The 17839-nt window shown below is 47.2% G+C and carries 24 protein-coding genes and 1 riboswitch; of the genes, 17 read left to right on the top strand and 7 right to left on the bottom strand.

Annotated features, from left to right (window positions below; all coding sequences use genetic code 11):
* The first annotated feature begins 171 nt into the window (after nt 1–171).
* Together ACLVWR_RS12050 and ACLVWR_RS12045 are read left to right on the top strand one after the other, a co-directional pair.
* The gene (locus ACLVWR_RS12050; protein ID WP_413580900.1) at nt 172–318 is read left to right on the top strand and encodes a hypothetical protein; all 147 of its coding nucleotides are present in this window, start codon (nt 172–174) and stop codon (nt 316–318) included.
* The gene (locus ACLVWR_RS12045) at nt 281–1108 is read left to right on the top strand and encodes a helix-turn-helix domain-containing protein (RefSeq protein ID WP_413580899.1); all 828 of its coding nucleotides are present in this window, start codon (nt 281–283) and stop codon (nt 1106–1108) included. The genes ACLVWR_RS12050 and ACLVWR_RS12045 overlap by 38 nt, the downstream gene beginning before the upstream one ends.
* A gap of 33 nt (nt 1109–1141) precedes the next feature.
* Here the strand turns inward: ACLVWR_RS12045 and ACLVWR_RS12040 are convergent, their stop codons facing one another.
* Nucleotides 1142–1741: a hypothetical protein gene (locus ACLVWR_RS12040; RefSeq protein ID WP_413580898.1), complete on the bottom strand. Its 600-nt coding sequence runs from the start codon at nt 1739–1741 to the stop codon at nt 1142–1144.
* 134 nt (nt 1742–1875) lie between these two features.
* Here ACLVWR_RS12040 and ACLVWR_RS12035 point away from each other — a divergent pair, with 134 nt between their 5' ends.
* From ACLVWR_RS12035 to ACLVWR_RS12020, 4 genes are all read left to right on the top strand, one after another.
* The gene (locus tag ACLVWR_RS12035; protein WP_413580897.1) at nt 1876–2073 is read left to right on the top strand and encodes a hypothetical protein; all 198 of its coding nucleotides are present in this window, start codon (nt 1876–1878) and stop codon (nt 2071–2073) included.
* A 138-nt stretch (nt 2074–2211) separates the two neighbouring features.
* Nucleotides 2212–2451, top strand: a complete 240-nt coding sequence (locus ACLVWR_RS12030) for a hypothetical protein (RefSeq protein ID WP_413580896.1) — start codon at nt 2212–2214, stop codon at nt 2449–2451.
* Nucleotides 2452–2501: 50 nt separating this feature from the next.
* A complete protein-coding gene (locus tag ACLVWR_RS12025) occupies nt 2502–2828 on the top strand; it encodes a type II toxin-antitoxin system death-on-curing family toxin (protein ID WP_413580895.1) in 327 nt (108 codons plus the stop codon).
* 25 nt (nt 2829–2853) lie between these two features.
* A complete protein-coding gene (locus tag ACLVWR_RS12020; RefSeq protein ID WP_413580894.1) occupies nt 2854–3150 on the top strand; it encodes a GNAT family N-acetyltransferase in 297 nt (98 codons plus the stop codon).
* A gap of 58 nt (nt 3151–3208) precedes the next feature.
* On the opposite strand, the gene ACLVWR_RS12015 is transcribed toward ACLVWR_RS12020, so the two are convergent.
* The 3 genes from ACLVWR_RS12015 to ACLVWR_RS12005 form a co-directional block, all read right to left on the bottom strand.
* Entirely contained in the window at nt 3209–3880 is a 672-nt protein-coding gene (locus tag ACLVWR_RS12015; RefSeq protein ID WP_413580893.1) for a glutathione S-transferase family protein, read from the bottom strand.
* A 141-nt stretch (nt 3881–4021) separates the two neighbouring features.
* Nucleotides 4022–4285 carry a hypothetical protein gene (locus ACLVWR_RS12010; protein ID WP_413580892.1) on the bottom strand — a complete coding sequence of 88 codons (264 nt, stop codon included), beginning with the start codon at nt 4283–4285 and terminating at the stop codon, nt 4022–4024.
* A 25-nt stretch (nt 4286–4310) separates the two neighbouring features.
* Nucleotides 4311–4958 carry a hypothetical protein gene (locus ACLVWR_RS12005; protein WP_413580891.1) on the bottom strand — a complete coding sequence of 216 codons (648 nt, stop codon included), beginning with the start codon at nt 4956–4958 and terminating at the stop codon, nt 4311–4313.
* Between ACLVWR_RS12005 and ACLVWR_RS12000 the strand changes: the two genes are divergently transcribed.
* The 5 genes from ACLVWR_RS12000 to ACLVWR_RS11980 all read left to right on the top strand — a co-directional run bounded on the left by ACLVWR_RS12000 (nt 4937) and on the right by ACLVWR_RS11980 (nt 10271).
* Nucleotides 4937–6745 carry a hypothetical protein gene (locus ACLVWR_RS12000; protein WP_413580889.1) on the top strand — a complete coding sequence of 603 codons (1809 nt, stop codon included), beginning with the start codon at nt 4937–4939 and terminating at the stop codon, nt 6743–6745. The genes ACLVWR_RS12005 and ACLVWR_RS12000 overlap by 22 nt on opposite strands.
* A gap of 177 nt (nt 6746–6922) precedes the next feature.
* Nucleotides 6923–7020, top strand: a riboswitch (purine riboswitch).
* Nucleotides 7014–7880, top strand: coding sequence for an endonuclease I family protein (locus tag ACLVWR_RS11995; protein ID WP_413580888.1), 867 nt, complete (start codon nt 7014–7016; stop codon nt 7878–7880). Its footprint overlaps the riboswitch before it by 7 nt.
* Before the next feature lie 135 nt (nt 7881–8015).
* Nucleotides 8016–8795, top strand: coding sequence for a hypothetical protein (locus ACLVWR_RS11990; RefSeq protein ID WP_413580887.1), 780 nt, complete (start codon nt 8016–8018; stop codon nt 8793–8795).
* Nucleotides 8796–8949: 154 nt separating this feature from the next.
* Nucleotides 8950–9192 carry a hypothetical protein gene (locus ACLVWR_RS11985; RefSeq protein ID WP_413580886.1) on the top strand — a complete coding sequence of 81 codons (243 nt, stop codon included), beginning with the start codon at nt 8950–8952 and terminating at the stop codon, nt 9190–9192.
* Between the two features lie 77 nt (nt 9193–9269).
* Nucleotides 9270–10271: a zinc-binding dehydrogenase gene (locus ACLVWR_RS11980; RefSeq protein WP_413580885.1), complete on the top strand. Its 1002-nt coding sequence runs from the start codon at nt 9270–9272 to the stop codon at nt 10269–10271.
* Between the two features lie 31 nt (nt 10272–10302).
* On the opposite strand, the gene ACLVWR_RS11975 is transcribed toward ACLVWR_RS11980, so the two are convergent.
* Nucleotides 10303–11136, bottom strand: a complete 834-nt coding sequence (locus tag ACLVWR_RS11975) for a hypothetical protein (RefSeq protein ID WP_413580884.1) — start codon at nt 11134–11136, stop codon at nt 10303–10305.
* 429 nt (nt 11137–11565) lie between these two features.
* Between ACLVWR_RS11975 and rnk the strand changes: the two genes are divergently transcribed.
* The 3 genes from rnk to ACLVWR_RS11960 all read left to right on the top strand — a co-directional run bounded on the left by rnk (nt 11566) and on the right by ACLVWR_RS11960 (nt 13846).
* The gene (gene rnk / locus ACLVWR_RS11970) at nt 11566–11949 is read left to right on the top strand and encodes a nucleoside diphosphate kinase regulator (protein WP_413580883.1); all 384 of its coding nucleotides are present in this window, start codon (nt 11566–11568) and stop codon (nt 11947–11949) included.
* 95 nt (nt 11950–12044) lie between these two features.
* Entirely contained in the window at nt 12045–12218 is a 174-nt protein-coding gene (locus tag ACLVWR_RS11965) for a hypothetical protein (protein WP_340596322.1), read from the top strand.
* Between the two features lie 53 nt (nt 12219–12271).
* Nucleotides 12272–13846 carry a hypothetical protein gene (locus ACLVWR_RS11960; RefSeq protein WP_413580882.1) on the top strand — a complete coding sequence of 525 codons (1575 nt, stop codon included), beginning with the start codon at nt 12272–12274 and terminating at the stop codon, nt 13844–13846.
* Nucleotides 13847–13867: 21 nt separating this feature from the next.
* Here the strand turns inward: ACLVWR_RS11960 and ACLVWR_RS11955 are convergent, their stop codons facing one another.
* Nucleotides 13868–14119 (bottom strand): hypothetical protein, encoded by a 252-nt coding sequence (locus ACLVWR_RS11955; protein WP_413580881.1) that lies wholly within the window; start codon nt 14117–14119, stop codon nt 13868–13870.
* Nucleotides 14120–14589: 470 nt separating this feature from the next.
* On the opposite strand from ACLVWR_RS11955, the gene ACLVWR_RS11950 reads away from it, so the two are divergent.
* Nucleotides 14590–15048 (top strand): hypothetical protein, encoded by a 459-nt coding sequence (locus ACLVWR_RS11950; RefSeq protein ID WP_413580880.1) that lies wholly within the window; start codon nt 14590–14592, stop codon nt 15046–15048.
* A 3-nt stretch (nt 15049–15051) separates the two neighbouring features.
* Here the strand turns inward: ACLVWR_RS11950 and ACLVWR_RS11945 are convergent, their stop codons facing one another.
* Nucleotides 15052–15564, bottom strand: coding sequence for a hypothetical protein (locus ACLVWR_RS11945; protein WP_413580879.1), 513 nt, complete (start codon nt 15562–15564; stop codon nt 15052–15054).
* Between the two features lie 146 nt (nt 15565–15710).
* On the opposite strand from ACLVWR_RS11945, the gene ACLVWR_RS11940 reads away from it, so the two are divergent.
* Together ACLVWR_RS11940 and ACLVWR_RS11935 are read left to right on the top strand one after the other, a co-directional pair.
* A complete protein-coding gene (locus ACLVWR_RS11940; RefSeq protein ID WP_413580878.1) occupies nt 15711–16571 on the top strand; it encodes a S1 family peptidase in 861 nt (286 codons plus the stop codon).
* 50 nt (nt 16572–16621) lie between these two features.
* Nucleotides 16622–17692 carry a hypothetical protein gene (locus ACLVWR_RS11935; RefSeq protein ID WP_413580877.1) on the top strand — a complete coding sequence of 357 codons (1071 nt, stop codon included), beginning with the start codon at nt 16622–16624 and terminating at the stop codon, nt 17690–17692.
* Nucleotides 17693–17839: the final 147 nt, after the last annotated feature.

Raw genomic sequence — 17839 nt, 5'->3', positions numbered from 1 at the left:
ACAAAGCCCCTTTTTCTTTTGGTATCTTATCCATATCCCTAATTCCACTTTTCGATCCTCCTGTTGCCAAATAGTTTCAAAAAATGATACCTTCTGAAAACCCCTTGCGGGACCCGATGGAAAGCGGCAATTCTGTTTTCAGACACCACTACCCCAAAAAGGAGGAAGTAGATGAAAGCATTTTTTAACTGGCTATTGTTCCCGGGTCCTTCAATAGAAGACGTCGCCGTCCTGGAAAAGGAATTCGGCGAAGGCTACCAGAACTGGAGTGAAGCAGAAGATGGATATTCAGATTCAAAAGATAAAATCTGTTCTTAAAGAGCAATTAAAAAAACGCAAGATGACCTACGAGAATCTGGCGCAGGAAATGGACGTTTCCGTCCCCACTATCAAACGCTGGATGGGTGATCACGATCTTGGCTTGAATGACCTCTTTAGAATTTGTGAAATACTTGACTTGAATCTTTCAGATTTACACGCCCTCTCAGCAAATACAAAGGTCGCACATGGACCGGCCCGCCTGAGCGATGAACAACAAAAGTTTTTGGTTAAAAACATGAACTACCTGGCTTTTTTCCTGCAGATCCACGATGGAAAAACGCCAAAGGAAATTGCCGAGAAATACAAACTTAACAAACTCTCTGTCGACAAGTATCTGGTGAAACTTGAAAATCTGGGTTTGATTAAGGTCACCGGCAAACTGCGTGTAAAGTCCACCTTTGACGGCTCTGTGAACTTTGGCAATGGCATCCTGTCCAAAACCTATTATAAGCGCTGGATCGACGGCACTGGTGATTTCTTTACCAACATCATCACGGATGCCTTAAGCAAAGAATCCTCCATTGATGAAAAAACACGCGATCACAAATCCTTTGCGACCTACTCCAGCCAATCCATCAAACTGACCAAAGAGAGCTATATGAAATGGGCGACGGAAGCCACGGCCGCCATCACTCAGCTTCATGCTATCAGCAAAATCGAGGAAAAAGCCTACGGCGAAGAAGAGCTCATGACAGCAGTGATCTTAAACGCGCACACATTGGTGCCGCAGAGTTCGAAGTTCTTGAATGATCTGGACGATATCGCCGGAAAAATTGAAAATCTGTAGAAATGAGAAAGGCACCTCAAGGGTGCCTTTCTTTTAGAACGGAAACGAGAGTCCCGCCGTCACTGTGGTTTGATTAAATTTATCAACGTATTGGTCCATGTTGTCATAGACCGTGTCAGTTTCGGATTTACCATCATTATAGGTACGGTAAGCACCTTCGACATTGATCGCTAAATGTCTAAACACCAGAAATCCGATACCCGCGCGAATAGCTGTCCCGGTAATTTCATCTTTTTCGGTGGCACCTTGCTGCGTGATATTCAGCTTGTCCCCGATATTGTAACCCACCCACAAATTCCAACGTCCCAACCACATTCCCAAATCCATACCATAGGATTCGCGAGTAAATTCATCTTCGTGAGTGTCGTATTTAATTTTCCCACCAGACGCCGCCATATATTCGCCCGCAAACCAAGCGGCATTATCAAACACCCAACCCAAACGGGCTCCGTACGAAATACTGCCAGAATGAGTACCATCCAGCTTGGATACACCTTTGATGGCCTCACCAGCTGGGGTGAATTCAATTGCCGTCGAACCGGAGACTTCATAGGCCGCCATAGGTTCAAACAAAACCATCGCGTGCGATTTCAATGCGAATACAGTCAACAAAAGGACCAGCGCAGACTTCATGCAACCCCCGATGTTTCATTCTGAGACCAAATTCTGAATTTTTCGTCTAAGAATTTTCCAAATAAACCTTTGGTCCAGTCTGTATTCGGCCGATAAATAGTTCAGCTGTTAGTAATGGGGATAAGGAAATCAAAATGATCAAAACAATCGCTTTGGGATTTGTAAGTCTGTCACTGGTAGGAGCTTTCATTTCATTCTCTCCGGCCCAACCTTCCGAATTGAAAATCGAAGCCACCCAAAAGACGGCCTTCAAAACAGAAGGTGCTTGTATGTCACGCATCCTGGACAAAGCCCCCCGGATCGCCGCTAAAGAAGGCTGCCGCCTAAGCTAGCTGTAACTCGCTCAAATCGAATTGAAATTATGGAACAGAAAATGTGCCTTGACGACCTTGAGTTCCATCTCCGGAGACATGATGACTCCCTGTTATTTCTATTAAAAAAAGGGTTATTTGCCAAAATCTTGACATTTCATGAAAAATCATGATAAAGTCATGTTTATGAAAGCTATCAAATTTGCCACTCAAATTGATGAAAAAGTGTTGAAGGATCTGAAGTCTTACGTGTCTGAAACAGATCGAAGTATTTCAAGTGTCGTCAGTGAAGCCGTCGCTGAATATCTTCAACGTTCTAAATTGCGACCTGCTTTTCGCAGCGCCATGGATGAGATTTTGGATGAGCATGAAGAACTTCTTACTCGCTTGGCAAAATGAAAACAGTCCTCTACCCCACACTCTCTGAAACACTGGAGTTACACGTACGATTGATTGAGCGCTTCGGCGGCAAAGAAGGCGTGCGAGATATGGGCTTGCTTGAAAGCGCCCTGATGCGTCCCCAAACAGGCTACTACAAATCACTTTCTCTTCAGGCGGCGGCCCTCCTACAAAGCCTCACTCAAAATCATTCATTTATTGATGGCAACAAACGAGTTGCGTTCGCCACTAGCGCCATTTTTTTAAGAATGAACGGTTATCGTCTAAAAGTAGATGCTGATAATGGCGAATCATTCCTTATTGATCGAGTTATCAAAGCCAAAGCCGACATCGAGGAGATAGCGACCTGGCTCGAAAAACATATGAAGTCGGTTTAGCAATGCAGCCTTAATTGGACTATTTTTGATAAAGCTTTCTGGTGAGTTAATTGGTTATGGCGGATTTAAAGAAACATACACCGCAAGCGATAAGATTGATTTTATGTATGCGATTATGGGAAAATTCTTTGGCAAAGGGCTTGGCACGCAGATTGTTGGAGACCTTCTTGCTAAATTCAAAGAGTTACGATCTGAAAAGAAAATAACCTCTGTTGTTAATCCTGAGAATATCGCGTCGATCAAGATTCTCGAAAAGTATAACTTCAGTTTCCAGGGCTTCGCCACTGGTGAACTCAATCATCTCTATTTATACGAACTTTAAAATTGATTACTTGAACGGTGAAAATAAAAAGGCAGCCCTTTTGCGCTGCCTCCCGTTTTTACTTAAACTCGATGGGTTTGGCTTTTTCTGACTTTGCGTCCTCAACCCAAAATTGCACTCCGTGATGGTCCTGGATATTTTGCATGTACTGCTTAATCATTCGATCATTGATTTTAATTCCGTAGTAAACCAAACGCATCACGACCGGTGCAAAAAACGCGTCTGCAATACAGAAATCACCAAACAGGAACGGACCTTCACTGACTTTCAGGGCATCTTTCCACATCTTCAACAGGCGCTCGATATCGCGGGCCGTGGCTTCCGTAATATGACGGACCGGCTGGGTTCGCTTCAAATCCATGCTCAGTTCCGTGCGCAGACTGCTAAATCCTGAATGCATTTCGGCGGCATAGCTGCGAGCCAATGCGCGAGTGCCAGCATCTTCAGGCCACAACTTTGCTTCCGGCGAAATCTCATTTAGATATTCAGCGATGGCCAAAGAGTCCCAGATCACGCGCTTGCCTTGTTTCAACACCGGAACTTTTCCAGAGTCCGTGTACTTCGCAATTTGGGCTGCCGTATTTTTCACATCAAGCTTGATGTTGATTTCTTTAAACGGCAGTCCTGATTGAACAGCCACCAGCCATGCTCTCATGGACCAGGATGAATAAGTTTTATCGCCAATTACTAGATCGAAAAATGGTTTGTCGCTGTGCACATGAAACGCCACTCGTGAACTCCTCGGTTTAGTTAACGGTTTTCTAACGACCGGGCGCAAAAGTACACCAATTTAATTGGTACAACGGTTGCATTTGTGAGTTCTTTGCCTGGAGGAGAAGCCATAATGAAACCACTGTGTCTGATTTTGAGTTTAGTAATGTCGTTCGGAACAGCCCCCGCCTTTGCGTCGCGCGTTACTTGTAGTGCACGCGATAATGGCTGGGAAGAACACTGGGGAGGTCACGACAGTTGTGGTTCCTGCCACGACAAACACGGAGACTGCATCGAAACATGTTCCTTGGAATACTCCACTTGTGAAGCCGTCGGAACGGACTATCTTGGAAATCAAATCAGAGTAAAAGGCGCTGGCGATGATCGCTGGAATGCCGAACAGGTTGCCGTAAATCTTTGCCAACGCAATTTCGCAAACTGCACAGTTGTCAGCTGCAACAACGAAGCAGAAACAGTGTCTTCACGTCGCTGCCCAAAACGCCCGGAAAACCCTCCGGTTCCGCCGCCAAAACCTGCACCTCGCCCACCACAACCGGGACCAAATCCAAAACCGCCTGCACCAAAACCAAATCCACCGAAACCGGCTCCGAAGCCGCCAGCTCCGGCTCCGAAGCCACCAGCTCCGGCTCCAAAGCCACCAGCTCCGGCTCCGAAGCCACCAGCTCCGGCTCCGAAGCCACCAGCTCCGGCTCCGAAGCCACCAGCTCCGGCTCCGAAGCCACCAGCTCCAGCTCCGAAGCCACCAGCTCCAGCTCCGAAGCCACCAGCTCCAGCTCCGAAGCCACCAGCTCCAGCTCCGAAGCCACCAGCTCCAGCTCCGAAGCCACCAGCTCCAGCTCCAAAGCCACCAGCTCCAGCTCCGAAGCCACCAGCTCCAGCTCCAAAGCCACCAGCTCCAGCTCCGAAGCCAAACCCTGGCAAGCCCGGTGGCCCGGGACGCCCTGACGGCCCCGGCAGACCGGGACCTGGGAAACCAGGCGGCCCCGGCAAACCTGGTCCGCGCAATATGAATGTGGAAACTTCAGAACTTCTTCAAGTTGAAGGGAACTAAAAAATGAATGCACTAAGACTGACACTGATTACATCCAGCATTCTAATTTCAAATTTTGCGTTCGCAAAACCAGTGACCGTCAAAGATTGGTCACTCGATGACACCAGCTCTGTCTGTGTTGCATCCACTTCGCGAAATGTAGGCGGCCAAACATACCGCTTTGAATTGCGTTTCGAAAAATCCGGTAACTCTCCGGTAGAGGCTTACATCCGCGATGCCTCTGGCTTAGCGACAGCTTTTCGCTTTACTACGGAAGTCAAACCCATCCAAAGTTTTGCATTCATTCCATTGCAAAACGCTGATGGCTCACTGTCTTTCTGGCAGGTGCCGACCGATACAAATGCACTCGTAGCATATATCAAACGCCAAACTCGTTTGTTGGTTCAGGCATTGGCTCCCAATCAATCAGCGAAGGCGATTGATTTTTCACTTCGCGGCTCCAGCGACATTGTTGATGCCCTAGCAACTCAATGTGCTGGCAAAGCATTGGTTGCTGTGGATTTTGAAAAGTCCTTCGTCCCAGCAATGACTGCGACAATGGACCCATTAAAATTCAACGCAGATCAAACCGCACAACTGCGCTCTCTGTATCAGGAATCCTTCAATACCAACACGCTAAGGGCGTCTTACCAACGCCAGCTGACGGCATTGAATTCCCAGTATGCAAAACAAATCCAGGAGCTGGGTCAGGTTACGGGATCCTTGGATCAATTGACCACGAAGGAGCTCGTAACCCTGCGCAGTCAAAAATCCGCACTTGAAATGAAAATCCAATCCTTGGATCAGCAAATCATCACGCAGCAGAGTTTAATCAACTCCAAAGAAGCGGAAGTCGTTCAGGCGAATGCTGTTTATGATGATGCATGGAAAGTGCTGGCACCCTATGAGGCTGAACATCAACGCCTTAGCACACTGGCACAAAACTCCAAGACAGATTTTTCGAAATACCAGGGTCAACTGTCCAACATTGACCAAAGTATTCAAAGCAAACAATCCGAGCTCAACTCTGCCCAGGATCAAGTTGCCAATCTGGATCGCCGCCTGTCCCAACTGGACAGCGAAATTCAAACGGCCCGCCAGTATGCCAACGCCACAGATTCGATTTATCGAGGATTTGACTACAACCGCGAACGCCATGACCGTATTCAATGGCATCCGATCACAGAGTACTGCCGCAGAGGTGGAAGTGAATATTGCAACAGCTTGATGAACAAAGTCAGCAGCTATGCCGAAAACGAAACTTACAATATTCAAAATCGCCTTGGCCAAAACGTATCTGTAACTCGCACTCAGCTTGACTCAAAGCTGCAGTCTTATACATCGATTGCAAACCAGATCAACGACTACCAAAGTAACGTGATTCCGCGACTGCAAAATCAAATTTCAGATTTGCGCAGCCAACGACCATCTGTTGAAGCAGCAGTGTCACGCACACGTGATGAGGTGACAAACAGAACTGCAGCTCTGCAATCATATGATCAAAGCGTTGGCTATGCTGCGAAAAAAGCGGATGTTAACGCCAAAGCGGCGATCGTCGTCAGCCGTCAAAATGAATTGAAAACTTTGGAGCAAACCCAAGCCGGATACCAGGCCACGAAATCCCAATCAGTGGCAGGTCTTTCCGCGACGGATAAAAAAATCCAGGATGTTTTGGCGAAGATTCAAGCCACTCAAGGTCGTGAGTCTGAACTGAACAAAGCCCTGGCGCCTTACTTTGCAGAAAAAACTCGCATTGAGGCTGCTGTCCTTGAATCCACAAATCTGATCAACCAAAACCGATCAGAATTCGCGGCGATTATCGGAATAAAATAGGTCAGAAAAAGGCGGAGCAATAAACTCCGCCTTCTTTTTAAGTCATGTTTGGATTTGGACAAGATTGAAAATTTACTCTCTGCATGAGTCGACAACGCAAGGAATCATGACAAAAGTGACACTCCAAGTCTTAACAATTGGCAATTTTAATTTGCAAGAGTTTCATCAATGGGACAGAACATTGTCCAAGATTAACCGCATATAAGTGATCAATATGGGATCGCGTTTCTACCGGACACCGTAAACGTCTGTCTATGAGAGGTATAAAATGAAAGCAATGCTTTCCGCAGTTTTAGTTGTTTGTTCGATTTTCTTCGCAATCTCGGGCAATGCCGCTTCCCTATCCCAAGGTATTCCTTACTACGGTGAAGAGTTTTACAAAGACCTGGCAAACGGCGCTTCCAATGGCGCATTGGTCGCTCGCCTGCAGCAAATTCTGCGCGGCGAACACAAACAGATTCCTGGCAAGTACGATGAAGTTTCAGAGCATTGCTCTGGCGAAGGCTGCTACCAACACATCTCTTTGGGTTACGATGGTGCTCGCGCTTGGTTGATGGGTACCTACTACCTGACTCAAGTAAATGGTCACTACGCTGTTAATGACGTTTATTGTGGCGTTCTTCGTACAGAGGAAGAATTCCCGGCTTCCCGCGGACCCGCTCCAGGCAAATACCCAGATGGCAACATCCTGAACACAGAGCACACTTGGCCACAAAGCCGTTTTTCCGGCCAATTCAACACAGGCATGCAAAAATCAGATTTGCATCACTTGTATCCAACAGACAACGAGTTGAACTCCATCCGTGGCAATTACGAATTCGGTGAAGTTGCTCGTGATGCTAAAAAATTGAAATGCCCGGTTTCCCGTTTTGGCAAACCAGCAGTTGGCGGCAACGACGTGTTTGAACCACCACAAGCCCACAAAGGCAACGTGGCTCGCGCCTTGTTCTATTTCTCAGTTCACTACAGTCTGCCAATCAGCCCGCGCCAGGAAGCTTTCTTGCGCAAATGGGATAAAGAAGACCCAGTGGATGATGAAGAGATGGCTCGCAACAACGCGATTCACATGGTTCAAGGTAACAGAAATCCATTCATCGATTACCCTGAATTGACTGACAAAATTAATAAATTCTAGTTTGAATTCAAAAGAGCCAAAGGAAACTTTGGCTCTTTTTTTATCTGATCTCTGACAACTTCCCCCGGTCCATATTTTCTTTTTCGAACCATTTCGATAGGCTTGCCAAGAATCCCCTCAAACAAGGAGTTCGTTGTGAAGCTATCGCTCATTGCTGCAACACTATTGTTCGCTTTCGTCGCCGCCAATGCATTTGCCGAAGTTTCAGATCTTGAAAAAGAACTGGCCAATCCCTTCGCCAACCTTACGACCCTGCCTTTACAATACAACTTTTACACCAACACAGCGAAAAGTTTCGAGACACAAACAGTGCTAAACATTCAACCGGTGTTTGCGGCGCAAATGTCTGAAAGCTGGACCCTTGTAAACCGTGTGATCATCCCTACCGTTACTTCGCCTCTTGCAGATGGCGCAGACAGTGTCTCTGGCGTCTCTGATTTGATTTACCAGGGCTTCTATGTTCCGAACACCACCGGTCCTTGGACCTTTGGCTTTGGTGCGATGCTCGCATTACCCACTGGCGCTGATGAGCGAATTTCAAGCGGCAAATTCGGCGCAGGCCCGGCCATCGGTATCGTTCATACTTCCGAGTACCTTTCTGCCGGAGGCTTGATCTATCAGAATTGGTCTTTCGCCGGAGACGATGACAGAAAAAATGTCAATTTGCTGACCATTCAACCACTCCTTTCTTACCGCCTGGGTGGAGGCTGGTCGTTCTCCCCACTGAATAACATCACCTATGATGCCACATTGGAAGGTGAACAATGGACCGTGCCTGTGGGTGTCTCGTTTACTAAACTTCTTGTGCGTAAGGCAGTGCCCCTTAATCTGGTATTCGGGGTCTTCGGCCGAGTGGTACACCCCGACGGGGCACCTGATGTGGAAAGCAAAGCCCAGATGAATTTAGTATTCTAGAAGTTGCAACTTACATTCTAAAAATGAACCTTTTCTGTCTCAAAACCGGGTCAAGGATCTGCCAAGATCACGCGAATTGATACAATTCCAAATTTGACCCGGATCAAAACAAATCAAACATAAACCTATATACAATAATACCGATAAGTAGAGCATGAAGTTCGAGAAGGGTCCTTCTTATAAACCTATGCAAATGCCCATATACCGTGAAAAGCGGCTGCTCCTTTTTATCCCCTCAGCACTTTTGCTCATCGCTGCTCTGGCTATTGTCACACTTTGCCCGGTGAAAGATTCCAAGGACTCCGTCCGAATTTTTGCCAACCAAAGTAAAAAACCAAAAAATGCCATTGCCCAAAACACCAAACACCACCGCTCCCCCAGTTCTATGGCCAAGTAACCCCGTGCCAACGAACATACTGCACCGGAAATAACGAAAATATAGAATGACGGCAACTTACCTTTATTGGAGGTCCCATGTTTGCCGCTCGCTATATTCCCGGAGAACACAAATTAAAAATTGATGATATTCCGAAGCCAACGGCGGGCCCCCGTGAAGTCCTGCTAAAAATTCGCGCAGCAGGCATCTGCCACTCGGACCTGCACGTGTTGCACGGTGAAGTTTCCTACGACCACCCGTTCACCATGGGTCATGAGGCGTGCGGTGAAATAATGGAAGAAGGCTCCGAGGTAAAAGGGCAATTCAAAAAAAACACCCTGTATGCGGTCCACGGACCTAACCCTTGCGGCGATTGTGATTACTGTCGTGCGGGAAAAGACAATCTGTGTGACAGCCCGACACGGCAGTTTATTGGTTTAGGCACGGATGGAGCCTATGCGGAATACTTAAAAGTTCCGGCACGAAATATCGTGGAAGTCCCCGCCGGAATTTCAGCAGAGGTCGCGGCTGTAGCCACCGACGCCGTACTTACGCCGTATCACGCGATGAAAACTTTGGGCGAGGTGCAAACCAACTCTTCTGTTTTGGTTATTGGCCTTGGTGGATTGGGAATGAATGGTGTACAGATCGGCCTGGCATTGGGTGCAAAAGTTGTCGCCTCTGATTTGCGCGAGGAAAGCCTGGCTCTGGCAAAACAAATGGGCGTTCAGGAAGCCTACAACTCCAAAGATCTGGATACGAAAATCAAAAATAGAAAATTTGACGTCGTCGTTGACTTCGTGGGAGCTGAAGCAACATTTAAAACAGCACAAAACTATGTGAAAAACGGCGGCACTATCGTTCTGGTTGGCCTGGGCGCCATGACAGTGCCTGTTTCGACCATTGCCTTTGCCAGCTTTCAATTGCGGGTGCAGGGATCCTTTTGGGGAACCCATCAGGAGATGAAGGAAATCTTTGAGCTGATCGCCCAGAAGAAAATAAATCCTCAAGTTGAGACCGGCAAAATGAATGAGGTCAATCACTGGCTGGAGGAACTTGCAGAAGGAAAAATCAAATCCAGAATGGCGCTCCTTCCCTGACCGAAGCATTCGGAAGGAGCCCGTAAAAATCTTAGTTACAGTATTTGCCCCAAGTGTTGGCTAACTTGTCACCGACACCGATATGCAGGGATGCACTGCCGTAGTGACCGATCGCGCGGATGCGGCCGGCTTTACGCATTTTACAAAGTTCAGAGAAAGCCTTCGTCGCAGTGGAAGTACTTGCAAAGCGCACGTCAACCGAAGTCCCATAAGGATGACGGCCTGCTGCTCCACCGACGTTTTTGTTGTAGGGCTCGGGTCTCCACCAGTTGTAAATCTGGCTGACCTTCAAACCCTTCGCCTGAAGATCTTTGATCACCTTCACTGCCGTGATTGGATATTTCCACGTCGCTTCATCTGGATGAATCAATACATGGGTTTGACTGGAACCATAAGTACATTTGAACGTGTTGTAGCTGCTTGGATTTGGACGAATCAACTGAGCACACCATGAAGAGTTCGAAGTTTCGGATGCACATTTTGCCAAAAACTTTTCTTTCTTATTAAGTCCCAAGCGAACTTGGTTTTCCTGGGAGTTTGACGCTTTCACACAACCTAGCGCCAAAATATCATCATTAACACCCATGTCTGCCGTTTCTGAATGATCGTGACTGTGGTCTTCATTTTCGTCATTAACAATATGGTCCACGATATCCTCTGAATCCACGGCGGTGGTATCAGTTACTGCGTTGGTTGTATCTGCAGAATCATCTACTGCGAAATTTTGATCGTTGTTTTCAATTTCGGAATTTTCTGTCTGCTCAGTGAATTGATACTCACCACTATCTGATCTTTGACAAGAAACGGAAACTAAACCAAGAGTCGCGGTCACTACGGCACTGAATAAAAGTTTTCTATTCATCATTCTCCCTCTGGCGCCTTGTTTTTGCGCAATAACAGAAGGGTAACCTTGCATAACTGCAATTTTGAAAACTGAATGACAGAAGTGCAAAGAACTGGTGGTAAGTTCTGAGACTTTGGTTTGAAAAATTATGAGGTTATTTAAGCAACGATAACGAGATGCGAGAACGCTCGGAACTGAGCGAGTTTATTCACAAATTCCATGTTGGCTGACAAAGGGTTGAATCGAAAGGCGAACTCTGCTATTCTTAGGGGAATGGTTTACTCAGTTGTTCGCACTCATTCTATTTCCAAAACACTTCCACCTCAGTGTGGATTGGTTTTGAAGTTTATTTCTTAAGCCGCAGAGTCAGCCTCTGTGGCTGATTTCGTCATTTAATTTTCAAAAAATTAAATCCAAAAAATTTATATCACTCTAAAAAGGAGTTTAGTTATGGAAAACCTTCCATCTCTCGTTATCACTCATGATGACTATCATAAAATTTCAGCCATTCTTTCTTTTGCCAAGGCCTCCGTTGCCGAGCAACTGGAAGAGGAATTAGGCCGAGCTCACCTGGTCGCTAACGAAGACCTTGGCAAAGATGTCGTGGCGATGAATTCGTCTGTGACCTTCATCGACCTGGACGCGCACAAGGAGCAATCCGTTACATTGTGTTACCCCAATGACGCCAATATCGAGGAAGGCAAAGTTTCAATCCTGGCTCCTATTGGCGCAGCTCTTATTGGTCTGCGTGTAGGTCAGGAAATCAGCTGGCCTCTGGCTGATGGTAAGGTCAAACGCATTCGCGTAAATGCCGTTTCCCAGAGTTCAATCTGAGCCCGTGCAAAGTCCGGTGCGAATGTGCACTTTTCTGAGGGGTCGTAAAAAGACTGATAGCCTATACCTAGAAAAAAACCTCACAAGGAGGAGTTATGGCTACAGTTGGTAAAAAAGGCGACAATCACAGAGAAGGTGCCGTTCGCAAACGCAGCCAGGTGTTCAATTCTCACACCGAACGCTGGGTCGAGCGGGATTCGACGACGGGACAGTTTATCAACGTAAAAGCGGATAATAAACCGTTCAAAGGCGTGCGCAAAGAACGATAATTCATTAAGCCTGAATCAGCGTTTCCGATAAGAGGGTTCTACGAGGAGCCTTCATGAAACGGATTCTAGGCTTAGGTCTTGCTGTCTCCAGCTGCGCCTTTGCGTTTACATTATCTTTTCCTACCAGCTTAGAGCTGAGTTCAAGAACTCCAGCTCAGGCACCGTTTCATTCCGCAACAGAAGACGAAATGGCCCACCCGCCCTGCCTGAATCAGGACCATATTCGCCGTAATAATTTGAAAAACTTTATCGCGAAGTATTCTGATATTTCAAAATTGGAATTGCCCGCAATCAGTGAAGTCTCTGGCATTCGTTTCGTAAATGAACACCCTGAGTTGGTGTATCGTTTCATGCAATTGGTAACGCCACCTGATGACCGTATTTTCAGCAGCAACAAACTTCAGCCCGACGAAATCAAAAAAGCCTTTGGCAAACCGAATGGCTGCGAGAAAGTGCTCTGCGCAGTTCAACGCCTGTTCGGCAAGGAAGAGGGCCCTTTGATTCTTTTGCTTCTGACGGAATACGACTTAAATCTTTCTCACTATGTCTGGAACAATGCCGCTTCGTGGAGGGCCTCTGAAATTCGCGACATCATGAAAGCGATCGAAGCGACTCCCGGACACTTACTGCCATTGGATTTGAATCAAAAACTGATCCATTTCAAAAGAGGCTTCGGCTACAAGGGCCTGGATAACGTGATTGCCAATGCCTCGATCGAGATCTTTGATATCTGGAATGAGGAAAAGCAACCCATTCGTCAGTACTCTATTTATCATGAGTTTGCCCATAACTGGAGCTCCATGCACGCGAACAACATCGATGTATCACCGGAGTGGATAAAGATCTCTGGTTGGGAGTCACAGGAAGGCGATCCGCGCCTGGCTGATAATTGGAAAATGCATCCTGGCACTGAGCAGGTTTCAATTTATGCAAAAACAAATCCTTTTGAGGATTTTGCTGAGAGCGTTTCCGCCTATCGCTATGCCCCTCACCGTCTGAAATCCGTGAGCCGGCAGAAATACGACTTCGTAAAAAATGTCGTATATGGTGGCATGGAGTTTACGGGTTCCTGCCCACGCGCCAGCGATTTCCTAATCAAATATGGAACTTCCTTTGCCAATTTTGACCTGGAAGCATCCGACGACTTTGTGTTGTCAGCGGCAAACCGATGTTTCAAGGAGAATATCGCCGTATTACGTGATCCTCGTTTGAAAGCAGGATTCTTATCCTGCTTAAGCATTCGCTCTGCGACAGAGGTATTACGCAACTACGGTCAGGAATTTGACGACGAAAACAAGCCATTGACATTATTCGACATTATTGGCGATGCCCGGGTCCGCTTTCCAAACATCGAACGCCGTGGATCCGCAAATTTGCAAAACCTTCTGACGGAAAACCTGATGATTCACCAAAAGGATCTGCAAAAGGCAGTGTCTACCAAAGAATGCGAATACGCTTTTGACGCCAGCAAAACCGAAGAGCAGTCCAAAACACTGGGCGTGAAGAACTTTGAATTGTACTTTGCCATCAAAGACCTTAGCCGACTTTCCTGCTTGGCTCTAGTGGAAAACAAAGTCTCGAAGGTCACTTACGATTCGGTATTCAAATCCCTGAAAAGCTACTTCTAAAAAATGAAAATGCCGGTTCACCTATGGCAAAGGTGTAAACCCATTTTTTTCCATCAGCGCTTTATAGCTGCCATCCTTCTTCATTGCCTGAAATGCGTCCTTCCAGCGCGTAGCAAGCTCTGGGTCGATCTGTTTTGAGACCGCAAAATACTCGTTGAGAGTCATCAGTACCAGCGCGACTCTTACAGGCTTTTGATTTGGACCATCCTTTTCTTCAAATCTGATCTTGTAGCTAAGGGGTGCGGCCCAGGCATCAATTCGGCCCGCTCTCAAACATACAACACATAAGGATCATCCAGGATATGGATCAACCAGCGATATTTATTCTCCCGTCCTGGAATCCGGGCCAACGGAATACCCCCATATTGCTTCCCTTTGCAACTTCACTCTGCGCCCTAATCCAGGGCATAAATTCAACTTTCGATGACTGCCCCACTCGGCGAGACAGCTCTTGAACAATTTCGTATGCCACACCAGATCCTGTACCATCTTTGTTTTGAATTGAATACGGAGGAAGGTTTCCAGCAATCAGCCGTAACTCTACGGCGAAGGATGTGTTCGATACCAGTAGCAGTAAAATAATGCGACAAACCATCTCTGCTCCTTCCCTCTGGGTGTTTTATCGCCAAATAAAATTAATTATTCAACGCCAATAAAGCGTTCTTGCAAGCTGGCAGAATTAGAGTCCCGTGAATGACAGAGTCTCTGGCATTTGAGGAAAAATTGGAGTTCAATAGACAGGTATGAAAATGCTGACAATCATAACCGCAACTGTACTGCTGACGTCTTGTCAGTCTTTTCGCGATTACTTTTACCGCGAAGGCATACGTCCGTTTACCAGTGATGGTTGCAGCTTGAGCCCAAGCGGAATTGATGACAAGCCCTATGCATTTTTGGAATGTTGTGTGAAGCACGACTACGCCTATTGGCAGGGCGGAAGCCTTGAACAAAAAGAACAGGCTGATCAAGCGCTGCAAGCCTGTATTGCCGGTCACTCCACTGAGACTATCGGAAGAATCTACCATGGCGCTGTGAGCTTGGGTGGCGGCCCCCAGTTTACGACACCGTTTCGCTGGGGCTATGGATGGGAGCGCAACCGGGGGTATAAGCCCTTGACCAGTCAGGAGCGCTACCTTGTGGAATCAGAATCCAAAAAAATTCAGTGGGATTTGATTTACAAATCCCTGCAGGAACCGGAATGAACCTTAATCAGCGTCCGGGCCTTCTGGCTGTTCAGAACCTTCAGGCACCCCTGGTGTTGCAGGCTCGCCTGGCTCTCCGCGCTCGATTTGATCTGCCTTTTCCGCTTCTTCTTCGGAATCCACAGCTTCTTCAGGCGGAAGCTCCGGCTTCTCTGTTTTTAGCTTTTCCTCTTCAATACGAGATGGTGTTTTTGCAAGGACACTGTTGCACGAAGGTTTAGCCCTGAAAAAATGTTTCCACATTTCTTCGCCTTCTTTACCCTTGATTTCAGGCTTTTGTAATTCAGACCCCATGTAGGAACTGGTTTTGGAGTACTCCTTAAGCTTTTTCAATCGTGGCAGCTTGCGCTCCCCATCGCACTCTCCTTGGGAGGCCTTACCACCTTCTACGATGAAGCTATAGGCTTTTGGCGGAGACTTTCTGCGGGCTAAAGCGGCTGAACCTGGGTTTAGGATCGGCTGAAGGATCAGGACACTGACTACGATGGCGATTTTTTTAAAGCTGATTTTTAGCATATCAAAAATGCTATCTGAAACCCAAGGATCACGCAAGACACTGACAGACCTCGTCTAAGATTTTGACACTCCAACGATACCCTCCCATTAGTACAAATTCGTGAGTTTTTTCACCGTTTCACAAGGTCATCAGGTATAACCATTTCATGAAAAAACACCTGGTTTTAATTATCCTGACGATGACTGGCCTAATCTCCTCTTGCGGACCCGATGCCAACCTTTCCAACCTTGATCTGAACGCTGACGATACAACCATCATTAATGGCACCAAGGTCTCCACCAGAACTGGTGATGGCTCCCGCGGAGTCGTATTATTCCTTCCCGTAAATAGCATTGGTATGGCGACAAGCATTTGCACAGCAACTCTGCTTAGTGATCATAGCGTTCTGACGGCGGCGCACTGCTATGACAAAAAGAACCCGACACTTGCAGGGTTTAAAATCATATTTGCCAATAACAAGGGCATCGCAACCCGCGAATCACTTAAACGTGAGGGCTCTCACGTGGTCACGCACAAAGAATTTCGCAAAACCAAAATCGGTCTTTTAAATGATATCGCCGTGGCCTTCTTTGACGGTGGTATTCCCGAGGGATTTGAGCCCGTCGACATCGAACGCGATATGAACGTGAACTATCAAAATCGCTTTTTGAATGTTTACGGTTACGGAAAAAACCGCGACTCCCGCGAGATTATGTCTGTGGGTTTCGGAAGTGCTGGCGACTTGTATAAGGCCGTTATCAAATTGAACGGTGCTTATGGCTTGATGCAAGACCGCTACAATATTTTGAGCAAAGGCAACACTCAGTTTATTTGTAGTGGTGACTCCGGTGGTGGCCAGTTCATCACAGTGAACGGCAAGCCCCGCTTGGTGGGTGTCACGTCCTCGGTCACGGGAGTTAAAGATTTCTTAGGTCACGTCTCTTGCACTGAGGGGCGTTCGACAGCGATGAAGGTTGCTTACTACGCCAAATGGATCGATGCAGTTCACGCTGCATACGAAAATTAAAAAAAAGGCCACCCCCGAGGTGGCCTTTTTAATTTTAAATTACTGTCAAAATGACTGCTACTGCGACCAACGTTTGCTTCTTATCAATGAGCCTGCAAATTCAAGCAGAAAGCCATTCCGCATGTTACAAAAAGGTATTGTGGGAACTTCCGCGCATGGGAATTTGCAACTGCCGAATCTCGTTTAAAAAATTCTATTGCATTGTTTTTGTCTTACTTCTGGCAACGAAGGCGCACGGCGCTTTTCAATTGCGCGATGTGAATCCACAAGAACTTGCCAACTCCATCGTGGCGTTGATGTCTTTTTCTGCTATCCCCGATCTGGCTTCAAGCTCACTCGCAGTGAACAACGCTCAAACCGGCAACCCGGCCATCGCCATGACTCAATTCGGAGGCGGATTTACCGTCAGTTCTTCCACACCGGTTTACCTTGAAGGGGCCGCTGCCTACAGTCGCTACGATCCTAAATTCATCGCTACAGATGGCACGGAGACTCGATCGGTGCCGCTGAAGTGGAATTCCGGAACTCTGCAAGGTGGCGTGGGCTGGGATTTTGAAATCTATGATGGCTGGGTGATCCGCCCCATTTTCAACTTCTCCATGGGCATGATCTTTAGTGATACAGAAATTGGAGCTTCCGCTATTGCTGACTATAAGGGAATGGAAGGCTGGGATTTTCTGGACAACGGCAACCTCACGGTCGGAGGCCTGGGCGGCGCTGTGATGCTGGCGTACGAATTTCATGACGAACAAGGGGGCCGCGATGTGGATCTCCAGCTTCGCTATTCATATATCCATTTACAAAGTATGGGCGGCAGCCGTTCTGTGAGTGGCTATTCTGATTCCGAAACCACCAACGTTTACTATCGTTGGCGCGCGCCTATGTTTGATTGGCACCTACTTGGCGAACCCTTTCGCTACGTCCTGGAAACATCGGGTTCTCACTACATGGGCGATCAAACCGGTGTCTTGGGTTTTCATTATTTAGCCACTGTCGGAGCTGGGGTGGAATTGGACTCCAGTGCCTATCCCGTCTGGGTCACCAGAACCCGCTTAGTGGGACGCTACATGTTTGGTGATAACGTCAGCGGTTGGTCTGTGGGCTTGGCATGTTCATTCTGACACCGCCGTGTGCTGCGCAACACTCACGGTGCCGAGCGCTAATTTTATGTGTCTAAAATATTCTTTCAAAGCACATTCGCTTAAGGTAGAAACTGACTGTGGGCGCAAAGAATCGATCTACCTTATTTGGTGAAATTGCAAAGTCCA

This window comes from Bdellovibrio sp. HCB288, from assembly GCF_047305935.1.
Lineage (GTDB): Bacteria > Bdellovibrionota > Bdellovibrionia > Bdellovibrionales > Bdellovibrionaceae > Bdellovibrio.
Note: the sequence above shows the minus strand (reverse complement) of the source record. Positions and strands in the feature narration are given on the sequence as shown.

Bases quoted from the DNA above. Each gene is read 5' to 3' on its own strand.
- ACLVWR_RS12050 (WP_413580900.1), top strand. From the start codon at position 172: ATGAAAGCATTTTTTAACTGGCTATTGTTCCCGGGTCCTTCAATAGAA.
- ACLVWR_RS12045 (WP_413580899.1), top strand. From the start codon at position 281: ATGGATATTCAGATTCAAAAGATAAAATCTGTTCTTAAAGAGCAATTA.
- ACLVWR_RS12040 (WP_413580898.1), bottom strand. From the start codon at position 1,741: ATGAAGTCTGCGCTGGTCCTTTTGTTGACTGTATTCGCATTGAAATCG.
- ACLVWR_RS12035 (WP_413580897.1), top strand. From the start codon at position 1,876: ATGATCAAAACAATCGCTTTGGGATTTGTAAGTCTGTCACTGGTAGGA.
- ACLVWR_RS12030 (WP_413580896.1), top strand. From the start codon at position 2,212: ATGAAAAATCATGATAAAGTCATGTTTATGAAAGCTATCAAATTTGCC.
- ACLVWR_RS12000 (WP_413580889.1), top strand. From the start codon at position 4,937: ATGAATGCACTAAGACTGACACTGATTACATCCAGCATTCTAATTTCA.
- ACLVWR_RS11995 (WP_413580888.1), top strand. From the start codon at position 7,014: ATGAAAGCAATGCTTTCCGCAGTTTTAGTTGTTTGTTCGATTTTCTTC.
- ACLVWR_RS11985 (WP_413580886.1), top strand. From the start codon at position 8,950: ATGAAGTTCGAGAAGGGTCCTTCTTATAAACCTATGCAAATGCCCATA.
- ACLVWR_RS11980 (WP_413580885.1), top strand. From the start codon at position 9,270: ATGTTTGCCGCTCGCTATATTCCCGGAGAACACAAATTAAAAATTGAT.
- ACLVWR_RS11975 (WP_413580884.1), bottom strand. From the start codon at position 11,136: ATGATGAATAGAAAACTTTTATTCAGTGCCGTAGTGACCGCGACTCTT.
- rnk (WP_413580883.1), top strand. From the start codon at position 11,566: ATGGAAAACCTTCCATCTCTCGTTATCACTCATGATGACTATCATAAA.
- ACLVWR_RS11965 (WP_340596322.1), top strand. From the start codon at position 12,045: ATGGCTACAGTTGGTAAAAAAGGCGACAATCACAGAGAAGGTGCCGTT.
- ACLVWR_RS11960 (WP_413580882.1), top strand. From the start codon at position 12,272: ATGAAACGGATTCTAGGCTTAGGTCTTGCTGTCTCCAGCTGCGCCTTT.
- ACLVWR_RS11950 (WP_413580880.1), top strand. From the start codon at position 14,590: ATGAAAATGCTGACAATCATAACCGCAACTGTACTGCTGACGTCTTGT.
- ACLVWR_RS11945 (WP_413580879.1), bottom strand. From the start codon at position 15,564: ATGCTAAAAATCAGCTTTAAAAAAATCGCCATCGTAGTCAGTGTCCTG.
- ACLVWR_RS11940 (WP_413580878.1), top strand. From the start codon at position 15,711: ATGAAAAAACACCTGGTTTTAATTATCCTGACGATGACTGGCCTAATC.
- ACLVWR_RS11935 (WP_413580877.1), top strand. From the start codon at position 16,622: ATGACTGCTACTGCGACCAACGTTTGCTTCTTATCAATGAGCCTGCAA.